The organism is Chitinophaga sp. sic0106, assembly GCF_019219075.1.
Lineage (GTDB): Bacteria > Bacteroidota > Bacteroidia > Chitinophagales > Chitinophagaceae > Chitinophaga.
Genome location: NZ_JAHUWJ010000017.1, coordinates 100,086 through 121,658, shown reverse-complemented (window position 1 = coordinate 121,658; position 21,573 = coordinate 100,086). Strand labels below are relative to the sequence as shown.

Below are 21,573 nucleotides of genomic sequence, written 5' to 3'. Positions count from 1 at the left end.
AACTGTTGATGGGCTACCGCCCGTATAGCCCACCACACCACCGGAGGGGGACCTGGTGGCCCTCTCCCAAATCCAAAAAAAACAGGCTGTTTCAATTTTGAAACAGCCTGTTATAATGATCTCTGATCGTTTACTACTTCACAATCTCCAGCAGCTCTACATCAAATACCAGCGCACTGCCCGGGCCAATCTTTGGTCCCGCCTGACGATCGCCATAAGCCAGATCCGCAGGAATAAAGAGCTTCCATTTAGATCCAACCGGCATCAGCTGCAGCGCCTCTGTCCAGCCCTTGATCACACCACTCACCGGGAAAGAAATCGGCTCGCCTCTTTCCACAGAGCTATCAAACACAGTACCATCAATCAAAGTACCATGATAGTGCGTTTTAACTTTATCATTCAGGGTTGGCTTGGCACCATCGCCTTCTTTGATGATCTGGTATTGCAGACCGCTAGGCAGCGTTACCACACCTGGTTTCGTTTTATTGGCTGCCAGGAATTTTTCACCAACTTCCCTGTTCTTAGCAAATTTCTCTGCTTTCAGTTGCTGTAAATAATTACTGATACTCATATCTGCTTGTTCTTTAGTTAATAACTGAGGATTCTTTTTGAGCACATCGCTGATAGCCCTGCTGAGCATCGCTACATTCACGTTGCCCATATCCTGTGCTTTGATGTTTTCCGCAATGCTTAAGCCAATCCCATAGCTTACACTATCCAGACGGTTTTTTAATACCGATTTATTCACCGGTTTAACAGCCGTTTTGGCTGCCGGCTTTGCAGCAGGTTTAGTTTGGCTGAAACCTTTTACAGATAATAATCCCAGTGCTCCAAGGAGGATGTATTTCTTTAGCATAAATTTTATTGATAGCCTTTGTTATATAAGGGTTCCGGACGCAAGTTAAGTAAATCCAACAAAATCAATCTGCCATTTGTTGTGGGTGGAATACCAATGGCATTATGAAGCAATTATCTGTACTTTGTTACCTGCTGTTCCTGCCGGCTTTAATCTTTGCACAGGATACCACCGACTTATGGCTCAAAGCCAAACAGGACCCTAACCTTGGCAGCCACAAATACCTGGAACTTAAGTACCACACCGGAAAACACATTTATGCGGGAGATGAACTACGTTCAGCCCTGGACGGTGGTTACCATTCTTTCGAACTTCGCCTGGGATGGCAGTCTGCCGGCCGCCAAAACTGGCAACGGGTATTCGGTTGCCCCAGCTATGGTGTAGGGTTTTATACAGGCAATATTGGCGACCCGGTCGAATTAGGTAACCCCAGCGGGTTTTATGGGTTTTTCTATGCACCCTTCCATCACCGTCCCAAACACCACTTCGTAGCAGGACTATCACTCGGTGTCACCTACGACCTGGCTCCGTACGACTCCATCAAAAATCCTAATAATGACGCCATCGGTTCCAAAATGGACGTGTATTTTAATCTGGATGTAGGCGGTGTATGGAAAGTCTCCAATACCTTCGATATCGTATATGGCCTGGATCTTACACACTTCTCCAACGGGCGAATGTATACACCTAACATGGGCCTGAACATGGTGGGGTTCAACGTGGGCTTGCGCTATAACTACAATTCCATCTCCAAAATATTCCGTACCCAGATCGATAGCAACTATATAGCCCCCCGCCGGCCAACCTATATCATGAAACCCATTACACCGGTGAAACATTATCACCAGCTCAGTATATACGGCGCCGTTGGTATGGTGCAACTCGGCAGCGATATGGGCGTCAACGCCTCCTACGGCACCGCTTCGCTGGCATTGGACTATAGTTACCGCTACAGCAATTTCGGTAGTGTGGGCGCAGGTTTGGATGGCTTTTACGACGGAAGTCTGGGTTACATCTATCAGGGCCGCTACGGTAAAGTGAGCACCGGCGATAAAATGCTCATGGGCATTCACGGCAGCCATATGATCCATATCAGCCGCTTTGATATTATCACGCAGGCCGGTGGCTACCTGGTGCAAAAAGATGATCAGAAAGGCAAATGGTACCTGCGTATAGGCCTGCGGTATAACCTGGCAAAATATGGTTTTGTACAAATAGCGCTGAAAACACTGGACGGTGGTGCCTCGGATTGGATTGAGTGGGGTGGTGGGGGAAAGTACCAGTTTTACACCAAAAAATAAAAATTTTAGGGGAGATGACCGGGCCGCTGGCCTGATCATCTCCCCTAAATAAAATAGTAATATAGCTTATTTCAAAATCGGCAACACCACACTGCTCGGATGCGCCGCATCATGGTAAATACGGATATTCGCTTTCTTAAAGTCCTTCGCATCCGCCTTATAGATGTCCATAAACTGTTGCGGGTTACGATCTACCAGCGGGAACCAGCTGCTCTGCACCTGAATCATAATACGATGACCTTTTTTGAAGGTATGCGCCACGTCAGGCAGGGTGAATTTCACTGCTGAGGGCTGATCAGGCACAAACGCCTCAGGCTTTTCAAAGCTGTTGCGGAACTTACCACGCATAATCTCTCCGCGTACCAGCATCTGGTAGCCTCCCATCGGATAAGTGGCAGAAGGCACACGGCGATGCTCGGAAGGCGCATCTTCATCATACTTGAAATCATCCGGAAATACGTCAATCAGTTTTACCACAAAGTCAGCATCAGTACCGCTGGTGCTGGCAATCAGATCCGCAATCACTGGGCCAGCCAGGGTTACATCCTGGTCCAGGATAACAGACTCAAATACGGCTACATCCGGACGGCGGCTGGCAAAGCGCTGATCGTCGGTCATGTAGTTGATGGTGCGACTAAAATGCACATCTTCTGTATAAGGTACTGGCTTATTTGGGTCGCTCACATATTCACTGAAGCTATTGCCGGCAGCAGGTTTGCTGAATGCCAGACCACCATCAGGCTGCAGGTACATTGGTTTTTCCTGCATGTCTGCCGGAGGCCATGCCGGTAATTTTTTCCAGTTGTTTTCACCGGTAAAGAAGATGGTAGCTTCGGCGATATCAGGTGCCTGCCCTTTCCCTTTCAGGTAGTAGTTGAAGAAAGGAATTTCAATGTTGTTGGCGTAATACTCGGAAGTATTGCTGCCGAAACGAACATTGCCCAGGTGAGTACCGTCGTTGGATGCCCACTGACCATGGTACCAGGGACCCATTACAATGCGGTTGTTAGCGCCTTTGCTCTGTGTTTCTATGGCTTTGTAGGTATTCCATGCCCCAAAGCAGTCTTCGGCATCAAATACGCCGCCTACTTCCAGCATGGCTGGCTTTACGTCGGTCAGGTAAGGACGCACGTTGCGCGCTTTCCAATAGTCGTCGTAGTTAGGGTGCTCATACATTTCATGCCAGAAGGCAACGCTGTCGCCGATGATTTTAGCGAAATTTTTCAGCGGGCCTGTTTCCAGGTAAAATTTGTAGTTGTCGCGGTTAGGCCAGTCAAACCCTTTAGGACCTTGTGTGGTAGGCTTTGGGTGTGGATGGTCAAATACCGTGTAGAAAGAAAATGCATCTGAAATAAAGAAGGCGCCGTTGTGATGGAAATCGTCGCCAATGAACCAGTCAGTAACCGGTGCCTGCGGACTTACGGCTTTCAGCGCAGGATGGCCGCTAAGAGAGGCCATGGTACTGTAAAAGCCAGGGTAGGAGATGCCGAAGATACCCACATTACCGTTGTTGCCAGCTACGTTTTTGGTGAGCCAGTCAATGGTGTCGTATGTATCGCTGGCTTCATCAATATCTTTCTTGCCCTTCTTCGGATTGTAAGGACGCACGTTCACAAACTTGCCTTCACTCATCCAGGTACCGCGCACATCCTGGATCACCATGATGTAGCCCTCTTTCAGGTACCGGTTGTAGTGGTTCCGGTAAAACGGACGGTAAGTGGTTTCTCCGTAAGGCGCACAGCTGTAAGGGGTGCGGGTCATCAGGATCGGATGCTTTTCCGACTGATCCTTGGGAATGTAAATGGAGGTGAAAAGCTTCACGCCGTCGCGCATAGGAATATACATTTCCTTCTTGGTGTAGTGCTCATACATCCAGAGTGAATCCTGGTTGATGGCTTTTGTTACTAAGGGAAATAACAGTGTGGCACAGGCCAACAGCAGCCATGATCTCATAAACAGTTATTTTTTAAGAAGGACGTAAAATAACAAAAAGCCGGATTATTCCCGGCTTGAAAAGTATGTGCGGTAAAACAGGAACGGTTAGCCCAGGGATTCCCGGTCTTTTTTAGGCAGGCCTTTCACCACCAGGTCATAGGAGTTCCTGGTCCATTCTAAAATTAGTTTATTGGAGATGTTGGCGTGCGTATCAACTGTGTTCCAATGTTTTTTGTTCATGTGGTACCCCGGAGTAACCCCCTCATAGCGCTCCCGCAGCTCCACTGCTTCGTCAGGGTCACATTTGAGATTAACGGATTCAAACAGTTCAATATCAGTGAGGGCAAACATTTTTCCCTTTACTTTATACACCAACGTTTGTTCGCCAAAAGGAAATTCTTCTGTGACGCCGGGCAGTGAAAGGCAGTATTCCCTGAATTGTTCTATGTTCATAAACTACATTGCTGAAATTCCATTACAATGTAACGAAATTTCAGCAATGAACAGGTTAGTAATCAACCACTATTGTTGCTGGTAGTAAAACCGGATGCTGTATTTTTTCCTGACTGGCTTGTCGCGCTCATCCAATTCATACTTCACGTACGACTGCTCTATCGGCAATAACGTAACCGGATCGTATTGATAGCTGCAATAAACCGTTTGCTGATCAGTGGTATTCTTCTGACCGCTGTATTTATGCAGGGTCGTTTGTTTTACCAGGTTATTGGAGGCGTCAGCAAAAAGTACGTTGCGGTCAAACGTCTCCATCGCAATAGCCGGATAGTCCTTGCAAAGCGGTGTAAACGGATTTGGATTGGCATCGTATTCCTGGTCAGTGATTACTTCGTGCTGCAGGTACTGTCCTTGCTGTATATCCTGCTGCAAATAATTGAAAGCGGTAAGCCGCCCCGGATTGCTGCCGTAGTATTCAATGTTATTGTAGGATACATAAGGCAGGTTTTCTGATAAGACGGTATCGTCATCGCCTATACGAACCGGCTGGCCGGCTGTGTTGGTTTGTACCAGCAGTGTATCCGCCATCACATTGGCAGAACGTACGGAAATACTATAGCGGGTAAATCCGGTAGAGCGATAATACACCGAATCAATTTCCATCAGGTCATTGCCCCAGTATTCCAGCACTTTCATCACCTTGTCCTGCGCTCCGTAAATGTATTTGTTATGAGCATCCCAGCGGTGGGTGATGTCATCGTAAAACCAGATTTCCGCCAGCCTGCCCCGCTCATTGTAGATGATGCTGTCGGTAGGCTGCCCGTTTACAGATATTTTCTTTAGCAGCAGTAAAGGCTTTTTTACTATATCTTTATCCTCACGAATCAATCTGGCCGATAACAGCAGCATACACAGTACGGCTGCAGAAAGCAGCAGGTACCTGATGTGGATCGTTTTCATAGGAAGCTTAAGTAGAGTTATATCGGTATTTATTTTTTATGGATAGATATGATTACCCGCGAATAGCGTGCGTATGAAATTTCCACTTCCTGCCCTGCCCTGAATCCATCGAGCGTACCGCGCATCCAGTAAAACAGGCGATTACGCTTACTATCTACTTTTACAGAAAAATTCGTTTGTGTGTCGTTGTTTTCCTGGTATACTGCATCCAGTGGCGCCTGTATATGCCCTTTCTGTAAGGTGGAAAGGTCACGTTTGATAGCCCAATAACGAATGTCTGTTACCTTAATCAGCGCAAATATTAATGCCACTACGAAACTCAGCAGCCACACCCAAAACCAGAAATTAGTGTAGGAGAATAATGACTGGTCAGCATCTGCTGACGTGTTTTGCGTGTAAAGGTAAATCTGCGGAATGACAGCTGCGATCATCAATAAACTGACGCCGATCAAAAAAAACTTGGTTAACTGGCGCTTGTTCTGCCTGAGGGCTTCCTGCAATAGGAAATTCTCCTCCGTTGTCATAAAGGTGTAGTCGGACATAAAGATAGGTTTTTCAGCTGGCTAATATACGTAAAAAATATCAATTAAAGAAATTTACATATGTTTGTTTGTGTCAATTGGTTAGATGTTAACATCGCAAACAGGGCAGGAACTTTTTAATTGACTAACTTGCACCTCCATTAACCCATTCGTCTTGTTAACACCCGGATAGTTCATCATTAAAACAAGCATTTTGAAACGGTTACTTTTAGTATTTGCAGCGGTATTGATCTCCAGTCTGGAATTATTAGCACAGGATACCTCCCAACAAATTGTAGCAGGCCGGGTTAACAGCGCCTCCAATCAAACAAGGCCTTATGTAATCATGATCTCCATAGATGGTTTCCGCTACGACTACGCGGAAAAATACCAGGCCCAAAACCTGTTGCGCCTCTCCCAGCAGGGAGTACGCGCCACAGCCATGCAGCCTTCCTTTCCATCCCTGACCTTTCCGAATCACTATTCCATTATCACCGGGTTATACCCGGCACACCATGGCCTGGTCGACAACCTCTTCTGGGACAAAAAAAGAAAAGAGAAATATCGTGTAGGCGATACTGTTAGTGTGGCCGATGGTACCTGGTACGGCGGCTCGCCACTGTGGGTACTCGCCGAAAAACAAAAGATGGTAAGCGCCAGCTACTTCTGGGTAGGCTCCGAAGCTGATATCCAGGGTACACGCCCCACCTATTACTTCAAATACCACGAAAAAACAGGTATTAACAGCCGTATCTCCCAGGTAGTCAACTGGCTCCAACTGCCGGAAGAACAACGCCCGCACCTGATCACCTTCTACTTCCCGGAAGTAGATCATATGGGGCATTCCTACGGTCCGGACTCCGACAGCGTCCGCGCAGCGGTTAAGTTCGTAGATGAAGCCATCGGGCGCATGACTGCCGAAGTAGCGAAACTAAATCTGCCGGTAAACTTCATCATCGTGTCGGACCACGGCATGTCCGCAGTAGATACGGTACATACCATCTCCATCCCGGAAGACGCTTCCCTGGCCAACCTGAAAATAATGCCAGGTGGTGAAAAAGTGATGCTCTACGGCAACACAGAAGAAGAGATCACCAACGCATACAACTATCTCAAACGCCACGAAAATCATTATACCACTTATCGTAAACAGGAAACTCCTGCCCGCTGGCACTATGGTCAGGAAGATATCTACGGCCGCATCGGTGATATCATCCTCCTGGCAGAACCAGGCTTCGTATTCAAAGGCACAGCTAAAAAAATGCATCCCGGCCACCATGGATTCGATAACAACCTGACCAACATGAACGCCATCTTCATGGCATGGGGCCCTGCATTCAAATCTAATTATCGCATCGCTACCTTCGAAAACGTTCACGTGTATCCACTGGTCGCTTATTTGTTAGGACTCAATATTACCCAGCCTATCGATGGTAAGCTGGAAGTATTGGAAGGTATCCTCCAGTAAAATAGCTTTCACTCCTTATCCAACTGGGCGGCGGCTACCGGCCACCAGCCTGTTGGGGCTTGCTTGCAAGGGATTGCACGCGCTGGTGTTAGCATAGCAGGAGGCGGGCACTTAGTCAACACCCTGTTGGGCCTTATTTGCAAGGGATTGCACGCTTTGTCGTCAACATAGCAGGAGGGCGGCGGCTGGTAGCCGCCGCCCTCCTGCGTTAAATCCGGTGCCGAAGGCGCCGGATTTAACGCAGGTAAAATCCACAAATTGTCGTAACTTAACATTGACCCCAATTTATTGTTCCCCAAAAAGTCAAAACCATGTTGACTAAGGCTCTCGACGTTGTAAAAGACCTGCTCGTCTTATTATTTCTTCATTTTCGGGCAGTCTTTAAAAAACTAAACCGCGCCAAACACGGTATCCCGCTGCGATACCTCGCGTCAGATTTCCTCGGCGTATTGCATAGCTGCGCTATGTTCACCGTACTCACCATGCTGGCATTCTTCATTTTTAATGTACTCCCCCAGGGCAGGGATGTACTGCTCATTATCGTGGAAGAAATTGCCGTGCAGCACCGCGTAGGCAGCCTGTTCTGGCTACTGGGCGGCGTTACCGCCTGGAGCGTGGTGTCGGAATTTGGTACCCGCTACAGCATTTATGTAACGGACAACTCCGGCAGGAGCCTGCCGGAAGAACGGGTGGAATGGCGAAAAGTAGTGCAGGAAACCGTGGCACAGCTATTCCTGTTACTTCCATTTTTCATCGTTTTCCTCGGCTTCCTCCGCAACTACCTCCAGGATACCACCCTCACCACCAGCCAGAAAAACTGGGGCTTTGGTATACCCGTAGCCTGCCTCTACCTCGTGATGAACCTGGTAGTGCGCTCCTATTTCTCCGATACAGAGGTAGAACAGAAAATAGACCGCCATAAAGCCACCAGCAAAAGACTCAACAAGGAAGCCAATCTGGCCGCTGATGCTAAACTGGCAAAAACCATTGCCAGGCCGCAAAAGCCGGATGGCATCTTCTCCTTCTTCCAGCTCAATGAACAGGAACAAACCTGGTGCAGTAAGCTGATAGGCATCTACAATACTTATGTATTCGCCATCAGGAAGGCATCTAATTTTCAGCCCACCATCAACGAGCCACTGGAGCGATTTACAGACCAGTTCTCCAAGCTGGAAAGCTATAACGAACAATTACATTTTCTGCAACGGGAAGATCATATGCCGGATAACACCCGTATCCCGGCTGATTTTATTCCTTTGAAATTCACCCAGGACCCGGATAAACCCGACGGCCAGTTCCGCTGGGTGTTCAAAATTCCGCTGGACTTCTACGACGATCTTCACCGCCAGATCAAATGGGTCACTATCATCTGCCTGTCGGTATTCCTCATCGTTTGCTTCCTGCCACTTAATATGTACCCGCTGATTGGCTCTCCGGGTCTGGTGATCATCGCCATCACCTGCTGGCTGGGTATGTACCTCGGCCTCCTTTATCTCGATTATGCCTGGTCGCGCGACCGGCAGGTATCCCTGCGCTTCCTGCTTTTTGTGCTGCTCGTGGTCAGCTCCTTTATCAACAATGACCACCAGGTACGCTATAACGATACCGGCAGAATCGATAACCGTCCCTCACTGGCCACTCACTTCGATCGCTGGTTCGAGGACTATAAAAAGGACTCCCTGCATACCCGCTATTATTTCAGGTGGATACAGGATACGCCGGTGGCTAAGTTCAGGCATCCGGTCATTTTCGTATGTGCGGAAGGGGGAGCGTTGCGTACCGCCGCCTTTGCCGCCCAAACCCTTAGCTTTTTGCAGGATAATTTTGTGAGAGAAAAAGATTCATTCATCTACCGCAAGGCCATGGAAATGGACGATTCCGCCCGTAAAAAAGGCCAGCCTGCGGATAACCTGGCCCGTTACTTCCAACGTAAAGTAGAACGGGAGGAAGTCGGAAAGGACTTTAAAAAAGCCGTATATGCGTATTCCGGCGTTTCAGGTGGTGCCCTGGGCCTCTCTTTCTTTAACGCTATCGCCTATATGACGCCGGGCTTCAAACGCCGGGAAGACTCCCTGAGCATCCTTACCCGCACCTTTTTTACACAGGACTACCTGTCGCCGGTGATCGGTAAAATGTTTTATGGAGATTTCATCAACCTCTTTTTACCATTCCATATCCAGTATTTCGATCGCGCCATTGCCCTGGAAGAAAGCTGGGAACACGGTTTCATGGAAACAGTTACCAGCAGCTCTACGGATATATTTTCAGAAGATTTCCTGTCGCTCTATCCCCAGTCGCACAAATACCCGGCAATGTTTATCAACACCACGGAAGTAGAATCCGGATTGCCCTGCTGGCTCACTAATGTGCGGCCCGATAGCAGTATGGCCCTCTGGCAACGCCGGGATCTGCTCGCAAAGAAAATTAAGGGAGGCATCAACTACAGCACCATGGTCAATTTCAGCTCACGTTTTCCGCTGTTTTCTCCTGCTGCCAACCTGCGGCAAAATTCAAATATGAAGTTACATTATGTAGATGGGGGGTACGCTGAAAATACAGGTTCCGGTACAATGCTGGAAGTACTCCAGGCGCTGAAGCGCAAGTCCACCTACTTCAAACGGGACGAGGTAGTACCCTTCGTCATCGTCCTCAAATTCAGCGATGAAAAAGCAGATAATTTTGAAAATATTAACCTGGGCAATGAAATAATGGAAGTATTACTGGGTATCAATAATGCCCGCAGTGGCCGTTCTACCATGGCATTAACGCAACTGGAGCGTTACACAGAGCGGGACCTCAAGGGAAGGTTCATTGCTTTGTCGCTCGAAAAAACCGGTAGCCAGGTGCCGCTCAACTGGGTGCTGTCCGGCACCAGCATCCAGAACCTGCAAAGTGATATAGAGGAGAAATGGAAGAACCGTATGGTCAACGACCTTAACCAATTCTTCCTGCTGAATAACGAGTGTGTGCTCATGGCCGATACAGCGCGCGCAGCGGCCTGTGGCATCTCCCGAAAATAAAATAAATTTACTCCGCAGCAACCAGGCTTTTGCGATACGCTTTAGGACTCAAGCCTGTTTGCTGCCTGAAAAATTTATTCAGGTGACTTTCATCCGTAAACCCAAGCTCGGCAACAATTTCATTAATCCGCATATTGCTGTGCTTCAGGCGATGTGTTACCAATGAGAGCTTGTAGTTGCTGATGTATGACTGCAACGTATGGCCGGTGTGCTTCTTGAAATAACGACCCAGATAATTTTCTGAAATGCCGAAAATGTTGCAGATGGTTTCTGTTCGCACAGTGTCCGGTTCGTAAATATTGGCCTGAATATGCTGGAGAATGGATACTATTTTCTCGTCGGTATGTTCATTGATTTTTTCAGGCAGTCGCCTGGCAATATTTCTTGCAACCACCACAATCAAAGTGTTCACTAATTGTTGCGTCATTTCTTTCTCATACAAATCTTTGTTGGCCACCTCTACGATCAGTGATTCAATGATAGCGCGAACCAGGCTTTTGTCCGTAATGTCTTTCATAATGCAGCCAGGCTTATGATTGGCATTATGCAGGATGTATTCCAGGCGCTGAATATTTTCCGATTGCAGTGCGTTGGACTTAATATAGATATCGTTAAACCGCAAAAAGAAAAAGGACGAGGTAGTGGTTAACTCAAACGAATGGGAATCCTGTGGTGTAATCAAAAAAAGCTGCCCCGGTTTGTAGTCCAGTTTATGCCCGTTAATATACTGTATCCCCGTTCCTGCATGAATATAAATCAACTCAAAAAATGAATGCTGATGCGTCAGTTTAGGACATACATCAGAGGTTTTATACACAATTTCAAACGGTTCGTATAAATGTTCTCTTTTCATACCAGGATGTAAATTTACCGATTTATAGCAAAGATATACCAATTTAGCTGTGTTTTTATGTAGAATTTTGCCTTACTAAATCACAGGTAGAATGAAACAGCTCAAAAAAGAGAATGAAAGAATCAGTACCGTCCTTGCGTTTGCCCTGGTACCAATTTCCGGATTTGCCATGGATGTATACATCCCATCTTTCCCGGAAATGGCCACCGCCTTACACACTTCCGCATCCAATATCAAGCTCACCATGACGATATTCCTCATCAGTTACGGCATCTCGCAACTGTTTGTTGGTAGTATCCTGGATAGTTTCGGACGATATAAGATCAACCTGATTTCCTTGCTGGCTTTCACGCTAAGCAGTATCGGAATTGTACTCACAAAAGATATTTACCTGATATTCCTGCTTCGTTTCGTACAGGGGATAGCGATATCGTTTATCGTACTAAGCAAACGTGCCTTCCTGGTGGATGTGTATACAGGAGAGAAACGTAAACACTATACCAGTTTGCTTACGGTGATATGGTCCATAGGTCCTATCGTAGCGCCTTTCCTCGGTGGCTATTTACAAAATTCCTTCGGCTGGAGATCTAATTTTTATTTCCTTGCTTTTTATGGTTTAGTAATGCTGCTCCTGGAATTGAGATATAGCGGCGAAACAATTCATACCCGCCACCGGTTCCGTCTTAAAAATATTCTCCATGTATATTCCGAACTCCTGTCTGCCAAGCAGTTTAGTTTGGGCATAGTGATCCTGGGGCTGAGTTATAGCATGGTCATGGTTTTCGGAATGAGTATCCCATTTGTGGTAGAGCAGCATTTCCACTTTTCAGCGGTAGTATCTGGTTACTGTGCGCTGGCATCAGGCGTGGCCATCATGTTAGGTGGTATGCTCAGTAAATACATGATTGATAAGCCGATGATGAAGAAGTTACAGATCGCCAATTATGCGCAATTCGCTGTGGCAGCCATCATGCTGCTCACAGGCAGCTTTTTCAATTCACTGTTGCCGATTGTGATATTTGTGATGTTATTGCACTTTGGGCAGGGATTCACTTTCAATACGCAATTCACTTATTCCCTCACCAGGTTCCCGGATCATGCGGCTACGGCGAGTGGACTGGCCAGCGGAGGTACTTACCTGATCATTTCCGTGACCAGTTATGCTATTGCCAATACGCTCAACATCAGTAACCAGCAAACGTTATCCGGTTCCTACCTGATCCTGCTGGGCGTGATAGGCGTATGGCTGATCCTGATAAAACTCATGACAACAAGGGGAGCTAAAAATCATGCACCCGCCATACCACAAATGCAATTATAAACCAGCCAATCAATACAAAAGTAAAAGGCCGTCTCAAACGAATGAGACGGCCTTTTTTGCTTTTCTTGGTAAAACTTATGCGTTTACTTCTTCATAAGCACTCACTGGTTCGCAGGTGCAAATGAGGTTTCTGTCGCCATGAGTGTTATTAACACGGCTTACAGAAGGCCAGAATTTATTCAGCTTCACATATTCCAGTGGGTAAGCGGCCTGCTGACGGCTGTATGGATGGTTCCATTCGTCGGCAGTGATTACAAACTGTGTATGTGGTGCATTTTTCAGTGCGTTGTCCTGCTTGTCTGCACGACCTTCTTCTACTGCGCGGATTTCTTCGCGGATAGAAAGCATGGCATCGCAGAAGCGGTCCAGTTCACCTTTATCCTCACTTTCAGTAGGCTCAATCATGATGGTACCAGCAACCGGGAAGCTCATAGTAGGAGCGTGGAAGCCGTAATCCATCAGGCGTTTTGCTACATCTTCCGCTTCGATACCGGCGGTAGCTTTAAACGGACGAAGGTCCACGATGAACTCGTGTGCGCAGGTACCGTTGCTGCCACTGTACAGGATATCGTATGCTTTTTCCAGTCGCGCCTTCATGTAGTTGGCATTCAGGATCGCATACATAGAAGCTGCTTTTACGCCCTCAGATCCGAGCATGCGGATGTAAGCGTAAGAGATCAGCAGGATGCTGGCAGAACCATAAGGGGCTGCAGAAACAGCGTTGCTGGCAGCACCGTTGTTCAGCTCTACGTGACCAGGCAGGAATGGCGTCAGGTGTTTGGCAACACAGATCGGGCCCATGCCGGGACCACCGCCACCGTGAGGGATAGCGAAGGTTTTATGCAGGTTCAGGTGGCAAACGTCCGCACCAATCAGGCCAGGAGCAGTGAGTCCTACCTGTGCGTTCATGTTTGCACCGTCCATGTATACTTGTCCGCCGTACTGGTGAACGGTTTCACAAATTTCTTTCACACTCTCCTCATAAATACCGTAGGTAGAAGGATAAGTGATCATGATACCTGCGAGGTCAGCAGCATGTGCTTCCGCTTTTGCTTTCAGGTCGGCAACATCGATATAACCGTTTTCCAGGGCTTTTACTACTACTACCTTGAAACCAGCCATTACTGCGGATGCAGGGTTGGTACCGTGGGCAGAGATAGGGATCAGCATCACGTTACGGTGACCTTCACCACGGCTCTCATGGAAATCGCGGATAACGAGCAGGCCGGCATATTCACCCTGTGCACCGCTGTTTGGTTGCAGGCTGCAGGAATCAAATCCGGTGATAGTGCTCAGGTAATCACCCAGCTCGGTGATCATCTGCTGATAACCGCCGGTTTGATCTTTAGGTGCAAATGGATGCATTTTGCTCCAGTGTGACCAGCTCAATGGAATCATTTCGGAAGCTGCATTCAGTTTCATGGTGCAGGAACCGAGAGAGATCATGGAGGTGTTGAGGGAGAGATCCTTATTTTCCAGCAGCTTCAGGTAGCGCATCATCAGTGATTCGCTGTGATAGCTGTTGAAGTGTGGGTGGGTCAGGTATGGAGAGGTACGTACCAGTTCTGCCTGGATAGCAACGGCACTGCCGTTTACTGCGTTGACATCGGTATTACCTGCGCCAAATACACCCAGGATATCATTGATATCACCAATAGTAGTAGTTTCATCCAGGGAGATACCAACGTTACCGTTAGCGAAGTAACGGAAATTGATACCGGCACCGGTGGCTTTAGCTTTCACATCCGCACCGCTTACCACGATGGTATCGAAGAAATTGTTCGATGCCAGTGTCAGACCCTTCGCTACCAGTTTGCCGGCCAGGGTGTTGGCCAGTTTGGCTACGCGGGTGGCGATGTTTTTCAGGCCCTGAGGACCGTGATATACTGCGTACATAGCCGCCATATTGGCCAGCAACGCTTGTGCAGTACAGATATTGGAAGTAGCTTTCTCACGTTTGATGTGCTGCTCGCGGGTTTGCAGGGCCATGCGCAGTGCGCGGCCACCCTGAGCATCAATGCTCACACCAATGATACGGCCTGGAATAGTACGTTTGAATTCATCTTTTACAGCAAAGAATGCCGCGTGAGGACCACCAAAGCCCAATGGAACACCAAAGCGCTGTGCGGAACCCAGGGCAGCGTCAGCACCCAGCTCACCGGGAGAGGTCAGCAGGGTCAGTGCCAGCAGGTCAGTAGCCATTGCTACATAGGCGCCGGCACCGTGAACTTTCGCGATGAAGTCCTGGTAGTTTTCAACACTGCCTACGTTGTTTGGATACTGCACCAGTGCGCCGAAATAGCTTTCATCGATCCGGGCTGCTTTATAGTCACCGGTTACCACCTCGATGTTCAGCGGGGTAGCACGGGTGTGGATAACGTCTAAGGTCTGCGGATACACATGTTCATCCACGAAAAACTTAGGTCTGCTCAGGTTGGCGTGATCCCTGTTCAGTGCATTGAAGAACATGGTCATTGCTTCAGCCGCTGCAGTAGCTTCATCCAGCAGGGAAGCATTGGCAATAGGCAATCCGGTCAGGTCGCTCACCATGGTCTGGTAGTTCAGCAGACTTTCCAGGCGGCCCTGAGAAATTTCTGCCTGGTACGGGGTGTACTGGGTATACCATCCTGGATTTTCGAACACGTTGCGAAGGATCACACTTGGAGTGATCGTGTCGAAATAACCCTGACCGATATAACTGCGGTAAACCTGGTTTTTCAGTGAAACTTCTTTGAGATGGCGCAGATAATCGCTCTCACTCATGGCAGCAGGTACTGCCAGCGGCGTCTGCATACGGATGGCGCCAGGTACAGTTTTGTTGATCAGCTCATCCAGGCTGCCGGTTCCGATGGTTTCCAGCATCTGGCTCTTCTCAGCTTCATTCGGCCCAATGTGACGGTGCACGAATTCATTTTGTTGAATATCAAAAAGATTCATGATGTAAGCAGGTAGTTTGAATAGAATGCGCAAAGCTATGACGATTTTTAGCAATCGCCAAACCTCGGCCACCAGGCTGGTTAAATCAGTGATAAATGGAGGATTTCCGGTATAAAGGAATGTCACAGTATTGTCCATTGCCTAAATGCCTATCTTTGCAGCAAATGAGCAATATTTTAGAAAACTGGGAACAGAAAGCCAAGGATAAACAAAAGGCTAACAAGCAGTTCCTGGAAAAACTGAATTCACGCCGCGGTAAAGGCGTTGAGAAACTTCTCCCGAAACTTCATGACGAAGCTTTCAGTAAAATCGACTGCCTCGAATGTGCCGGATGCTGCAAAACCATCAGCCCACGCTTCAAAGCACCTGATATTAAACGGATTTCCAAACACCTGGGCATGAAGGAAGCCACCTTCATGGATACCTATCTGAAAATCGATAAAGACGAGGATTATGTAGTGAAGTTCAGTCCATGCCCGTTTCTCGGGGACGACAACTACTGCAGTATTTATGACGTAAGACCCGGTGATTGCCATAACTATCCTTATACTGATAGCTACGACTTCTTCAAAAGACCTAATATCACTTATATGAACAGTACTACCTGCCCGGCGGTGTATTATGTACTGGAAAGATTAAAAGACGAAATGAAGCTCTGATAATCCCTTGTAGAGCCGCAATGCTTGCGGCTCCAGGCTCTGATCCTTCTGATGAACGGGTTGAAAGCGGGGAGCCGCAAGCATTGCGGCTCTACGGGGAATCACGCCTTCAAATCCAGCTTCCTCATAGCCGGCGAAATAACATAAGTAGTTATCACCACGCCCAGCGTTACACAGCCTCCAAATACCACTGATGGCACCAGCCCCAGCGCCCTTGCCATAAATCCACTCTCAAATGCCCCCAGCTCATTGGAGCTTCCCACAAACATAGAGCTAACGGAAGCCACCCTGCCACGCATCTCATCCGGTGTTTTCAATTGCAGGATCGTCTGGCGGATCACCACACTCACGCCGTCAAACACACCACTGAACAGCAGCGCTGCGAGCGACAGTATAAAACTGGTAGATAATCCAAACACAATGATGGTTAGGCCAAAGCAGAAAACTGCCGCCAGCAGCTTAATACCTGGCTTATTATTCAGCGGCTTGTGGGCCAGAATAAACATAGTAATCAGGGAACCTACTGCTGGCGCGGATCTCAGGATACCGTATTCCAGGGAACCCACATGCAGGACGTCCGTCGCAAATACCGGCAGCATGGCCACCGCACCACCAAACAGCACGGCAAACATATCCAGGGCCATGGCGTTCAACACTACCTTGGTGTTCCATACGAACTTCATACCCTTGGTAAGGCCCTCAATGAAGCCTTCTCCCTGGTTTTTATAGTAAATAGGTTTGGGTTGTATTTTAAGGAGACTGTAGAGCGGCGCCAGTAAAATGAACACTACCAGCAACATGGACCAGTGCACGCCAAACAGGTATATCAGAAAGCCACCTAAGGCAGGTCCGAGTACACCGCCTATCTGCCAGGCGGAACTGCTCCAGGTAGAGGCGTTAGCGTACAGTTGTTTGGGTACCAGCAACGATAATAAAGTAAAGGTAGACGGACTCGTAAAAGCTCTGACCACGCCGCCAAGGAATACCAGGGCGTAAATCATCATCAGCACCCGGTGGGTAGGAATGCCCTGTACGGCCTTGTCCCAGGTGAGTAAAAACAGTCCGGTAGATATCACCAGGTAGGCGATTATACACTTCAGCAGTAATCCCCGTTTTTCCCGTTTATCCACAATATGGCCCGCAAAAGGGGCCAGTAATACAGCCGGTATTACCTCTGCCAATCCAATCAGACCCAGCGCAAACGGATCTCTCGCCAGTTCATTCACTTTCCACTCAATGATTGCAAATTGCATGGCAAGTGCGAATACAATAGCAAAGCGTATTACAAGGTAGTAGTTGAATTCCGGGAAACGTAGTGAAGCATATGCGTCCGCCCTGTTAGGTGTTGTGTCCAATCTGTTGAAATTTAAAACGAAGGTAAAATAAAACAGAAAATTGTGTAATTCCGCTTATCAATTGTTTATCTATTTTTCAGGGAGATGATTACTTTTATCCTGCTAAATTCCTGCACTAATATGAAAAATCATCGTTTTATCGGCCTGGCCTTATTAACTGTACTTAATGCTCTTGTAGTAAAAGCAGGACCCGGCGCACCGGATGCCGAACCACCAGCACGTAAAGTCAAGCTGGAATTGGTTACCGACAGATTCATCTCCCCTGTAAACATGGCGGTACCCAACGATGGCAGCGGACGCCTGTTCTTTTGCCAGAAAGAAGGAAAAGTATGGATCGTGCAAAACGGTAAACTCTTTACCACGCCATTTGCAGATGTTACTGACCAGATGGTGAAAGTTAACGCCGCCTACGATGAGCGCGGCCTGCTGGGCATGGCGTTTCATCCTAAGTTTAAACAAAACCGAAAGGTATACCTCTACTATAGCGCCCCTGTTGACAAACCGGTAAAAGGACTGAATCATAAAAGTAAACTGGTGGAATACACTGTTTCTGCCTCCAATCCGAACGTGATAGACCCTAAATCCGAAAGGGTATTGCTGGAGCTGAACCAGCCTGAATCCAATCATAACGGCGGTCAGCTGGAGTTTGGCCCTGATGGCTACCTTTACGTAGGCCTCGGCGATGGCGGCGGTGGTGGAGATAAACACGGTACCATCGGTAATGGCCAGGACCTGGGCACCATCCTGGGGAAAATTATCCGCATCGATGTAAATGGTACGCCATACAAGGTGCCGGCCGATAATCCTTTCGTGAAAACAGCCGGTGCTAAGCCTGAAATATGGGCCTATGGCCTGCGTAACCCATGGCGCTTTTCTTTCGATAAGGCCAATGGCCGCCTCTTTACCGGTGATGTAGGACAAAACCTGTACGAAGAAGTAGACATCATCCGCAAAGGAGGGAACTATGGCTGGCGTATTATGGAAGGTTACCACGACTTCAACGTACCCGCCGGTACGGATAAATCTAAGCTCATTGCCCCGATACATGAGTATGATCACGACCTCGGTATCAGTATAACAGGTGGTTATGTATATCGTGGTTCCGCCATACCATCACTGAAAGGCCTATACGTTTTTGGTGATTATAATGGCAAGGCTTTTGTCTTGATACAAAACGGTAGTAAATGGGAACGCGCTGATTTACAGTTTTCTAACCGTCCGGCCGATAACCTCCAGATTCTCAGCTGGGGCCAGGACGAACACGGAGAACTGTATATGCTCACCAGCGCCTCCACCAGCAACGGTTTTAAAGGAGCTGTGTATAAATTGGTAAAAGATTAATTATTCCGGCCATAGATCCAAACATAACCACTGCCTTAATCGTTATCAACTTAAGGAGGACGGGCATTTCAGCCCGGCCAAATTTTTGTTAAAAAGGAAGATAATTCAGCTGGTAGCGGATGAATTTACTTTATATTTGATTTGAGAATATTTTTGTTCAATAGTGTTACATATGAGACTGAAAGTGATAATCCCGGTAGTGCTGATCAGCCTTTCCGCTGGTGTACTCGCCTTTACCAAACTTGGTCTTTCAGACGATCCTCCTGGTCGGTATGAAGTGATCATGAACCTGGTAGGGCAAATGCTGAAAGAGGGCCACTACCAACCCAAACCAATAGACGATGCTTTCTCCAAAGAAGCTTTCAATAAATACCTCCGTAGCCTGGACGTAGAGAAGAAGTTCTTCCTGAAAAGCGATATCGACAGACTGGGCCCCCTCTCCACACATATCGATGATGAACTGAAAGGCGCGCAGCTGGACTGCTTCCGCAACATCAACACCATCATCAAACAAAGAGTGGCAGAGGCTTCCGCTATCTATCCGGCTATTCTCTCACAACCTTTTGATTTTTCAAAAGATGAGAGCGTAGTACTGGATGTGGATAAGGTGGAATACCCGGTTGACTCCGTAGCCAGGTACGAAGCCTGGAGAAAAATGCTGAAATACCGCACCCTGGAAAAGCTCACCGATCTCCAGGAAACCCGCGAGAAATCTAAAGAAGACAGCGTTAAGAATAAAACAGACCAGCAACTGGAAGCCGAAGCACGGGAGAAAGTGAAAAAGGTATACGACCGCTACTTCGAAAGGATTAAAAACCGCCAGGATGATAACGACCGTTTCAGCCTGTACGTGAACGCCATCACCACCACCATGGACCCACATACCGACTACTTCCCGCCTGATGAAAAGCGTCAGTTCGAAGAACAAATGGCCGGTAAATTCTTTGGTATCGGTGCCGGACTGAAAGAAGAAGACGGTAAAATCAAAGTCCTCAGCATCATTACCGGTAGCCCAAGCTGGAAGGAAGGCCACCTGAAAGTAAATGATGTGATCCAGAAAGTGGCACAGGGCGATAAGGAAGCGGTAGATATCACCGGCTACCCGGTTGAAGATGCAGTGAAACTGATTCGTGGTAACAAAGGCACCACCGTTAAACTCACCGTGAAAAGTGTAGACGGTACCGTGAAAGTGATCCCGATCGTTCGTGATGAAATCATCCAGGAGGAAACATTTGCCAAATCAGCCGTGATCAACGGTACACATAAAATTGGTTACATCTACCTGCCGGAATTCTACTCCGACTTCAACGACCGCAACGGCGCCCGTTGTGCCGCTGATGTTGCCAAAGAAGTAGCTAAGCTGAAAGCAGAAAAAGTAGAAGGTATCATCCTCGATCTCCGCTTCAACGGTGGTGGCTCACTGCCGGAAGTAGTGGAAATGGCCGGTCTCTTCATTCCTGAAGGCCCGGTAGTGCAGGTACGCTCCAGAGGTGGGGACGCCATTGTACTGCGTGACCGTGATAAAAGCGTGCAGTACGACGGACCACTGGCTATCATGGTTAATGAATACAGTGCCTCCGCCTCCGAAATCCTCGCAGCAGCCATGCAGGATTACAAACGCGCCGTGATCATCGGTAGCCAGCAAACCTTCGGTAAAGGTACCGTTCAGCGCCTATTCTCCCTGGATGATTTCTATCCTGTGAAAGATGGTCAGAGCCTCGGTGCCCTGAAACTCACCCAGCAGAAATTCTACCGTGCTAACGGTGGTTCCACTCAGCTGAAAGGCGTTTCTTCCGATATCGTGCTGCCAGATCCTTACTATGAAGTGTCTGAGCGTAAAGACAGCGACGCACTGGCCTGGGATGAAATTCCTAAATCCAACTACGAAATCTGGTCTAACCCGGTGAACGCAGAGACGCTTAAAAAGAGCAGCGAAAAGAGAATGGCTAACAGCGCCGCATTTAAACTGCTGAACGAAAACCTCGCTACGCTGAAAAAACTCGAAAAACAGGAGAGTTATTCACTTAACCTCGCTACCTATAAAGCAGAGCAGAAAGTGAACACCGCCGCACTGAAGAAATACGACACCGTAAACGATAAAGTGAAAGAGCTGAACATCTCCTCCATGAAAGTGGACCTGGATAAAATCGGTAATGACACCACCAAAATCGCCCGTAACAAAGACTGGTTGAAAGCCAGAACTAAAGATATCTATCTGGACGAAGCGGTGAATGTGATGAATGACCTGATTGCCCAGACGTTACCTAAGATGCAGCGTAAGCAGCAGTAATCGCTTTTAATTGATCATACATTTTTTTGGGAGGATGCCTTTGGCATCCTCTCTTTTTTTGCATGACACCTTCGGTGTCATGCGGGTGGGGCTGCGCTGCGCGCAGCTGTAGCTTTTGAGCCTCCGTTGAGGGCTGTAGAAGATGCAGGCTGCCGGCAACTGTGTGGTGCTTGATCTCTCCAGTATAATCGTTACGGCAACTCCACCCAAAACGCGGTTAAAGCGGGTCCCAGGGCCGCGCTCCTCCCCAAATTGTTACCTTAACCTTGCTAAAACCGCCATTAAAGCGGGTCCCAGGGCCGC

Annotated in this window: 15 protein-coding genes; 7 read left to right on the top strand and 8 right to left on the bottom strand. The window is 48.0% G+C overall.

From position 1 onward, the window contains the following. Positions 1–133: 133 nt before the first annotated feature. Positions 134–856, bottom strand: a complete 723-nt coding sequence (locus KW844_RS22215) for an FKBP-type peptidyl-prolyl cis-trans isomerase (RefSeq protein WP_218378985.1) — start codon at positions 854–856, stop codon at positions 134–136. Between the two features lie 104 nt (positions 857–960). On the opposite strand from KW844_RS22215, the gene KW844_RS22210 reads away from it, so the two are divergent. After that, on the top strand, positions 961–2,157 hold the full coding sequence (locus KW844_RS22210; protein ID WP_218378984.1) for an acyloxyacyl hydrolase: 1,197 nt from the start codon (positions 961–963) through the stop codon (positions 2,155–2,157). A 66-nt stretch (positions 2,158–2,223) separates the two neighbouring features. Here KW844_RS22210 and KW844_RS22205 read toward each other — a convergent pair whose 3' ends face one another. From KW844_RS22205 to KW844_RS22190, 4 genes are all read right to left on the bottom strand, one after another. Then, positions 2,224–4,110, bottom strand: coding sequence for a CocE/NonD family hydrolase (locus KW844_RS22205; protein WP_218378983.1), 1,887 nt, complete (start codon positions 4,108–4,110; stop codon positions 2,224–2,226). Positions 4,111–4,197: 87 nt separating this feature from the next. Next, positions 4,198–4,545 carry an MmcQ/YjbR family DNA-binding protein gene (locus tag KW844_RS22200; RefSeq protein WP_218378982.1) on the bottom strand — a complete coding sequence of 116 codons (348 nt, stop codon included), beginning with the start codon at positions 4,543–4,545 and terminating at the stop codon, positions 4,198–4,200. Between the two features lie 69 nt (positions 4,546–4,614). Next, entirely contained in the window at positions 4,615–5,505 is an 891-nt protein-coding gene (locus KW844_RS22195) for a hypothetical protein (protein ID WP_218378981.1), read from the bottom strand. A 29-nt stretch (positions 5,506–5,534) separates the two neighbouring features. Further along, positions 5,535–6,047 (bottom strand): hypothetical protein, encoded by a 513-nt coding sequence (locus KW844_RS22190; RefSeq protein WP_218378980.1) that lies wholly within the window; start codon positions 6,045–6,047, stop codon positions 5,535–5,537. Positions 6,048–6,240: 193 nt separating this feature from the next. Between KW844_RS22190 and KW844_RS22185 the strand changes: the two genes are divergently transcribed. Both KW844_RS22185 and KW844_RS22180 read left to right on the top strand, forming a co-directional pair. Continuing rightward, positions 6,241–7,494, top strand: a complete 1,254-nt coding sequence (locus tag KW844_RS22185) for an ectonucleotide pyrophosphatase/phosphodiesterase (RefSeq protein WP_255578578.1) — start codon at positions 6,241–6,243, stop codon at positions 7,492–7,494. A gap of 311 nt (positions 7,495–7,805) precedes the next feature. Beyond that, complete coding sequence (locus KW844_RS22180; protein ID WP_218378979.1) at positions 7,806–10,514, top strand: hypothetical protein; 2,709 nt, start codon at positions 7,806–7,808, stop codon at positions 10,512–10,514. A gap of 7 nt (positions 10,515–10,521) precedes the next feature. Here the strand turns inward: KW844_RS22180 and KW844_RS22175 are convergent, their stop codons facing one another. Next, the gene (locus KW844_RS22175) at positions 10,522–11,367 is read right to left on the bottom strand and encodes an AraC family transcriptional regulator (protein ID WP_218378978.1); all 846 of its coding nucleotides are present in this window, start codon (positions 11,365–11,367) and stop codon (positions 10,522–10,524) included. A gap of 91 nt (positions 11,368–11,458) precedes the next feature. Here KW844_RS22175 and KW844_RS22170 point away from each other — a divergent pair, with 91 nt between their 5' ends. Then, positions 11,459–12,688: an MFS transporter gene (locus KW844_RS22170; protein WP_218378977.1), complete on the top strand. Its 1,230-nt coding sequence runs from the start codon at positions 11,459–11,461 to the stop codon at positions 12,686–12,688. A gap of 75 nt (positions 12,689–12,763) precedes the next feature. Here the strand turns inward: KW844_RS22170 and gcvP are convergent, their stop codons facing one another. Next, positions 12,764–15,625: an aminomethyl-transferring glycine dehydrogenase gene (gene gcvP / locus KW844_RS22165; protein ID WP_218378976.1), complete on the bottom strand. Its 2,862-nt coding sequence runs from the start codon at positions 15,623–15,625 to the stop codon at positions 12,764–12,766. Positions 15,626–15,789: 164 nt separating this feature from the next. Between gcvP and KW844_RS22160 the strand changes: the two genes are divergently transcribed. After that, positions 15,790–16,284 (top strand): YkgJ family cysteine cluster protein, encoded by a 495-nt coding sequence (locus KW844_RS22160; protein WP_218378975.1) that lies wholly within the window; start codon positions 15,790–15,792, stop codon positions 16,282–16,284. A 101-nt stretch (positions 16,285–16,385) separates the two neighbouring features. On the opposite strand, the gene KW844_RS22155 is transcribed toward KW844_RS22160, so the two are convergent. After that, on the bottom strand, positions 16,386–17,639 hold the full coding sequence (locus KW844_RS22155; protein ID WP_218378974.1) for an MFS transporter: 1,254 nt from the start codon (positions 17,637–17,639) through the stop codon (positions 16,386–16,388). Between the two features lie 120 nt (positions 17,640–17,759). Here KW844_RS22155 and KW844_RS22150 point away from each other — a divergent pair, with 120 nt between their 5' ends. After that, positions 17,760–18,980 (top strand): sorbosone dehydrogenase family protein, encoded by a 1,221-nt coding sequence (locus KW844_RS22150; RefSeq protein ID WP_218378973.1) that lies wholly within the window; start codon positions 17,760–17,762, stop codon positions 18,978–18,980. Between the two features lie 172 nt (positions 18,981–19,152). After that, entirely contained in the window at positions 19,153–21,270 is a 2,118-nt protein-coding gene (locus KW844_RS22145) for a carboxy terminal-processing peptidase (protein WP_218378972.1), read from the top strand. The last annotated feature ends 303 nt before the right edge of the window (positions 21,271–21,573 follow it).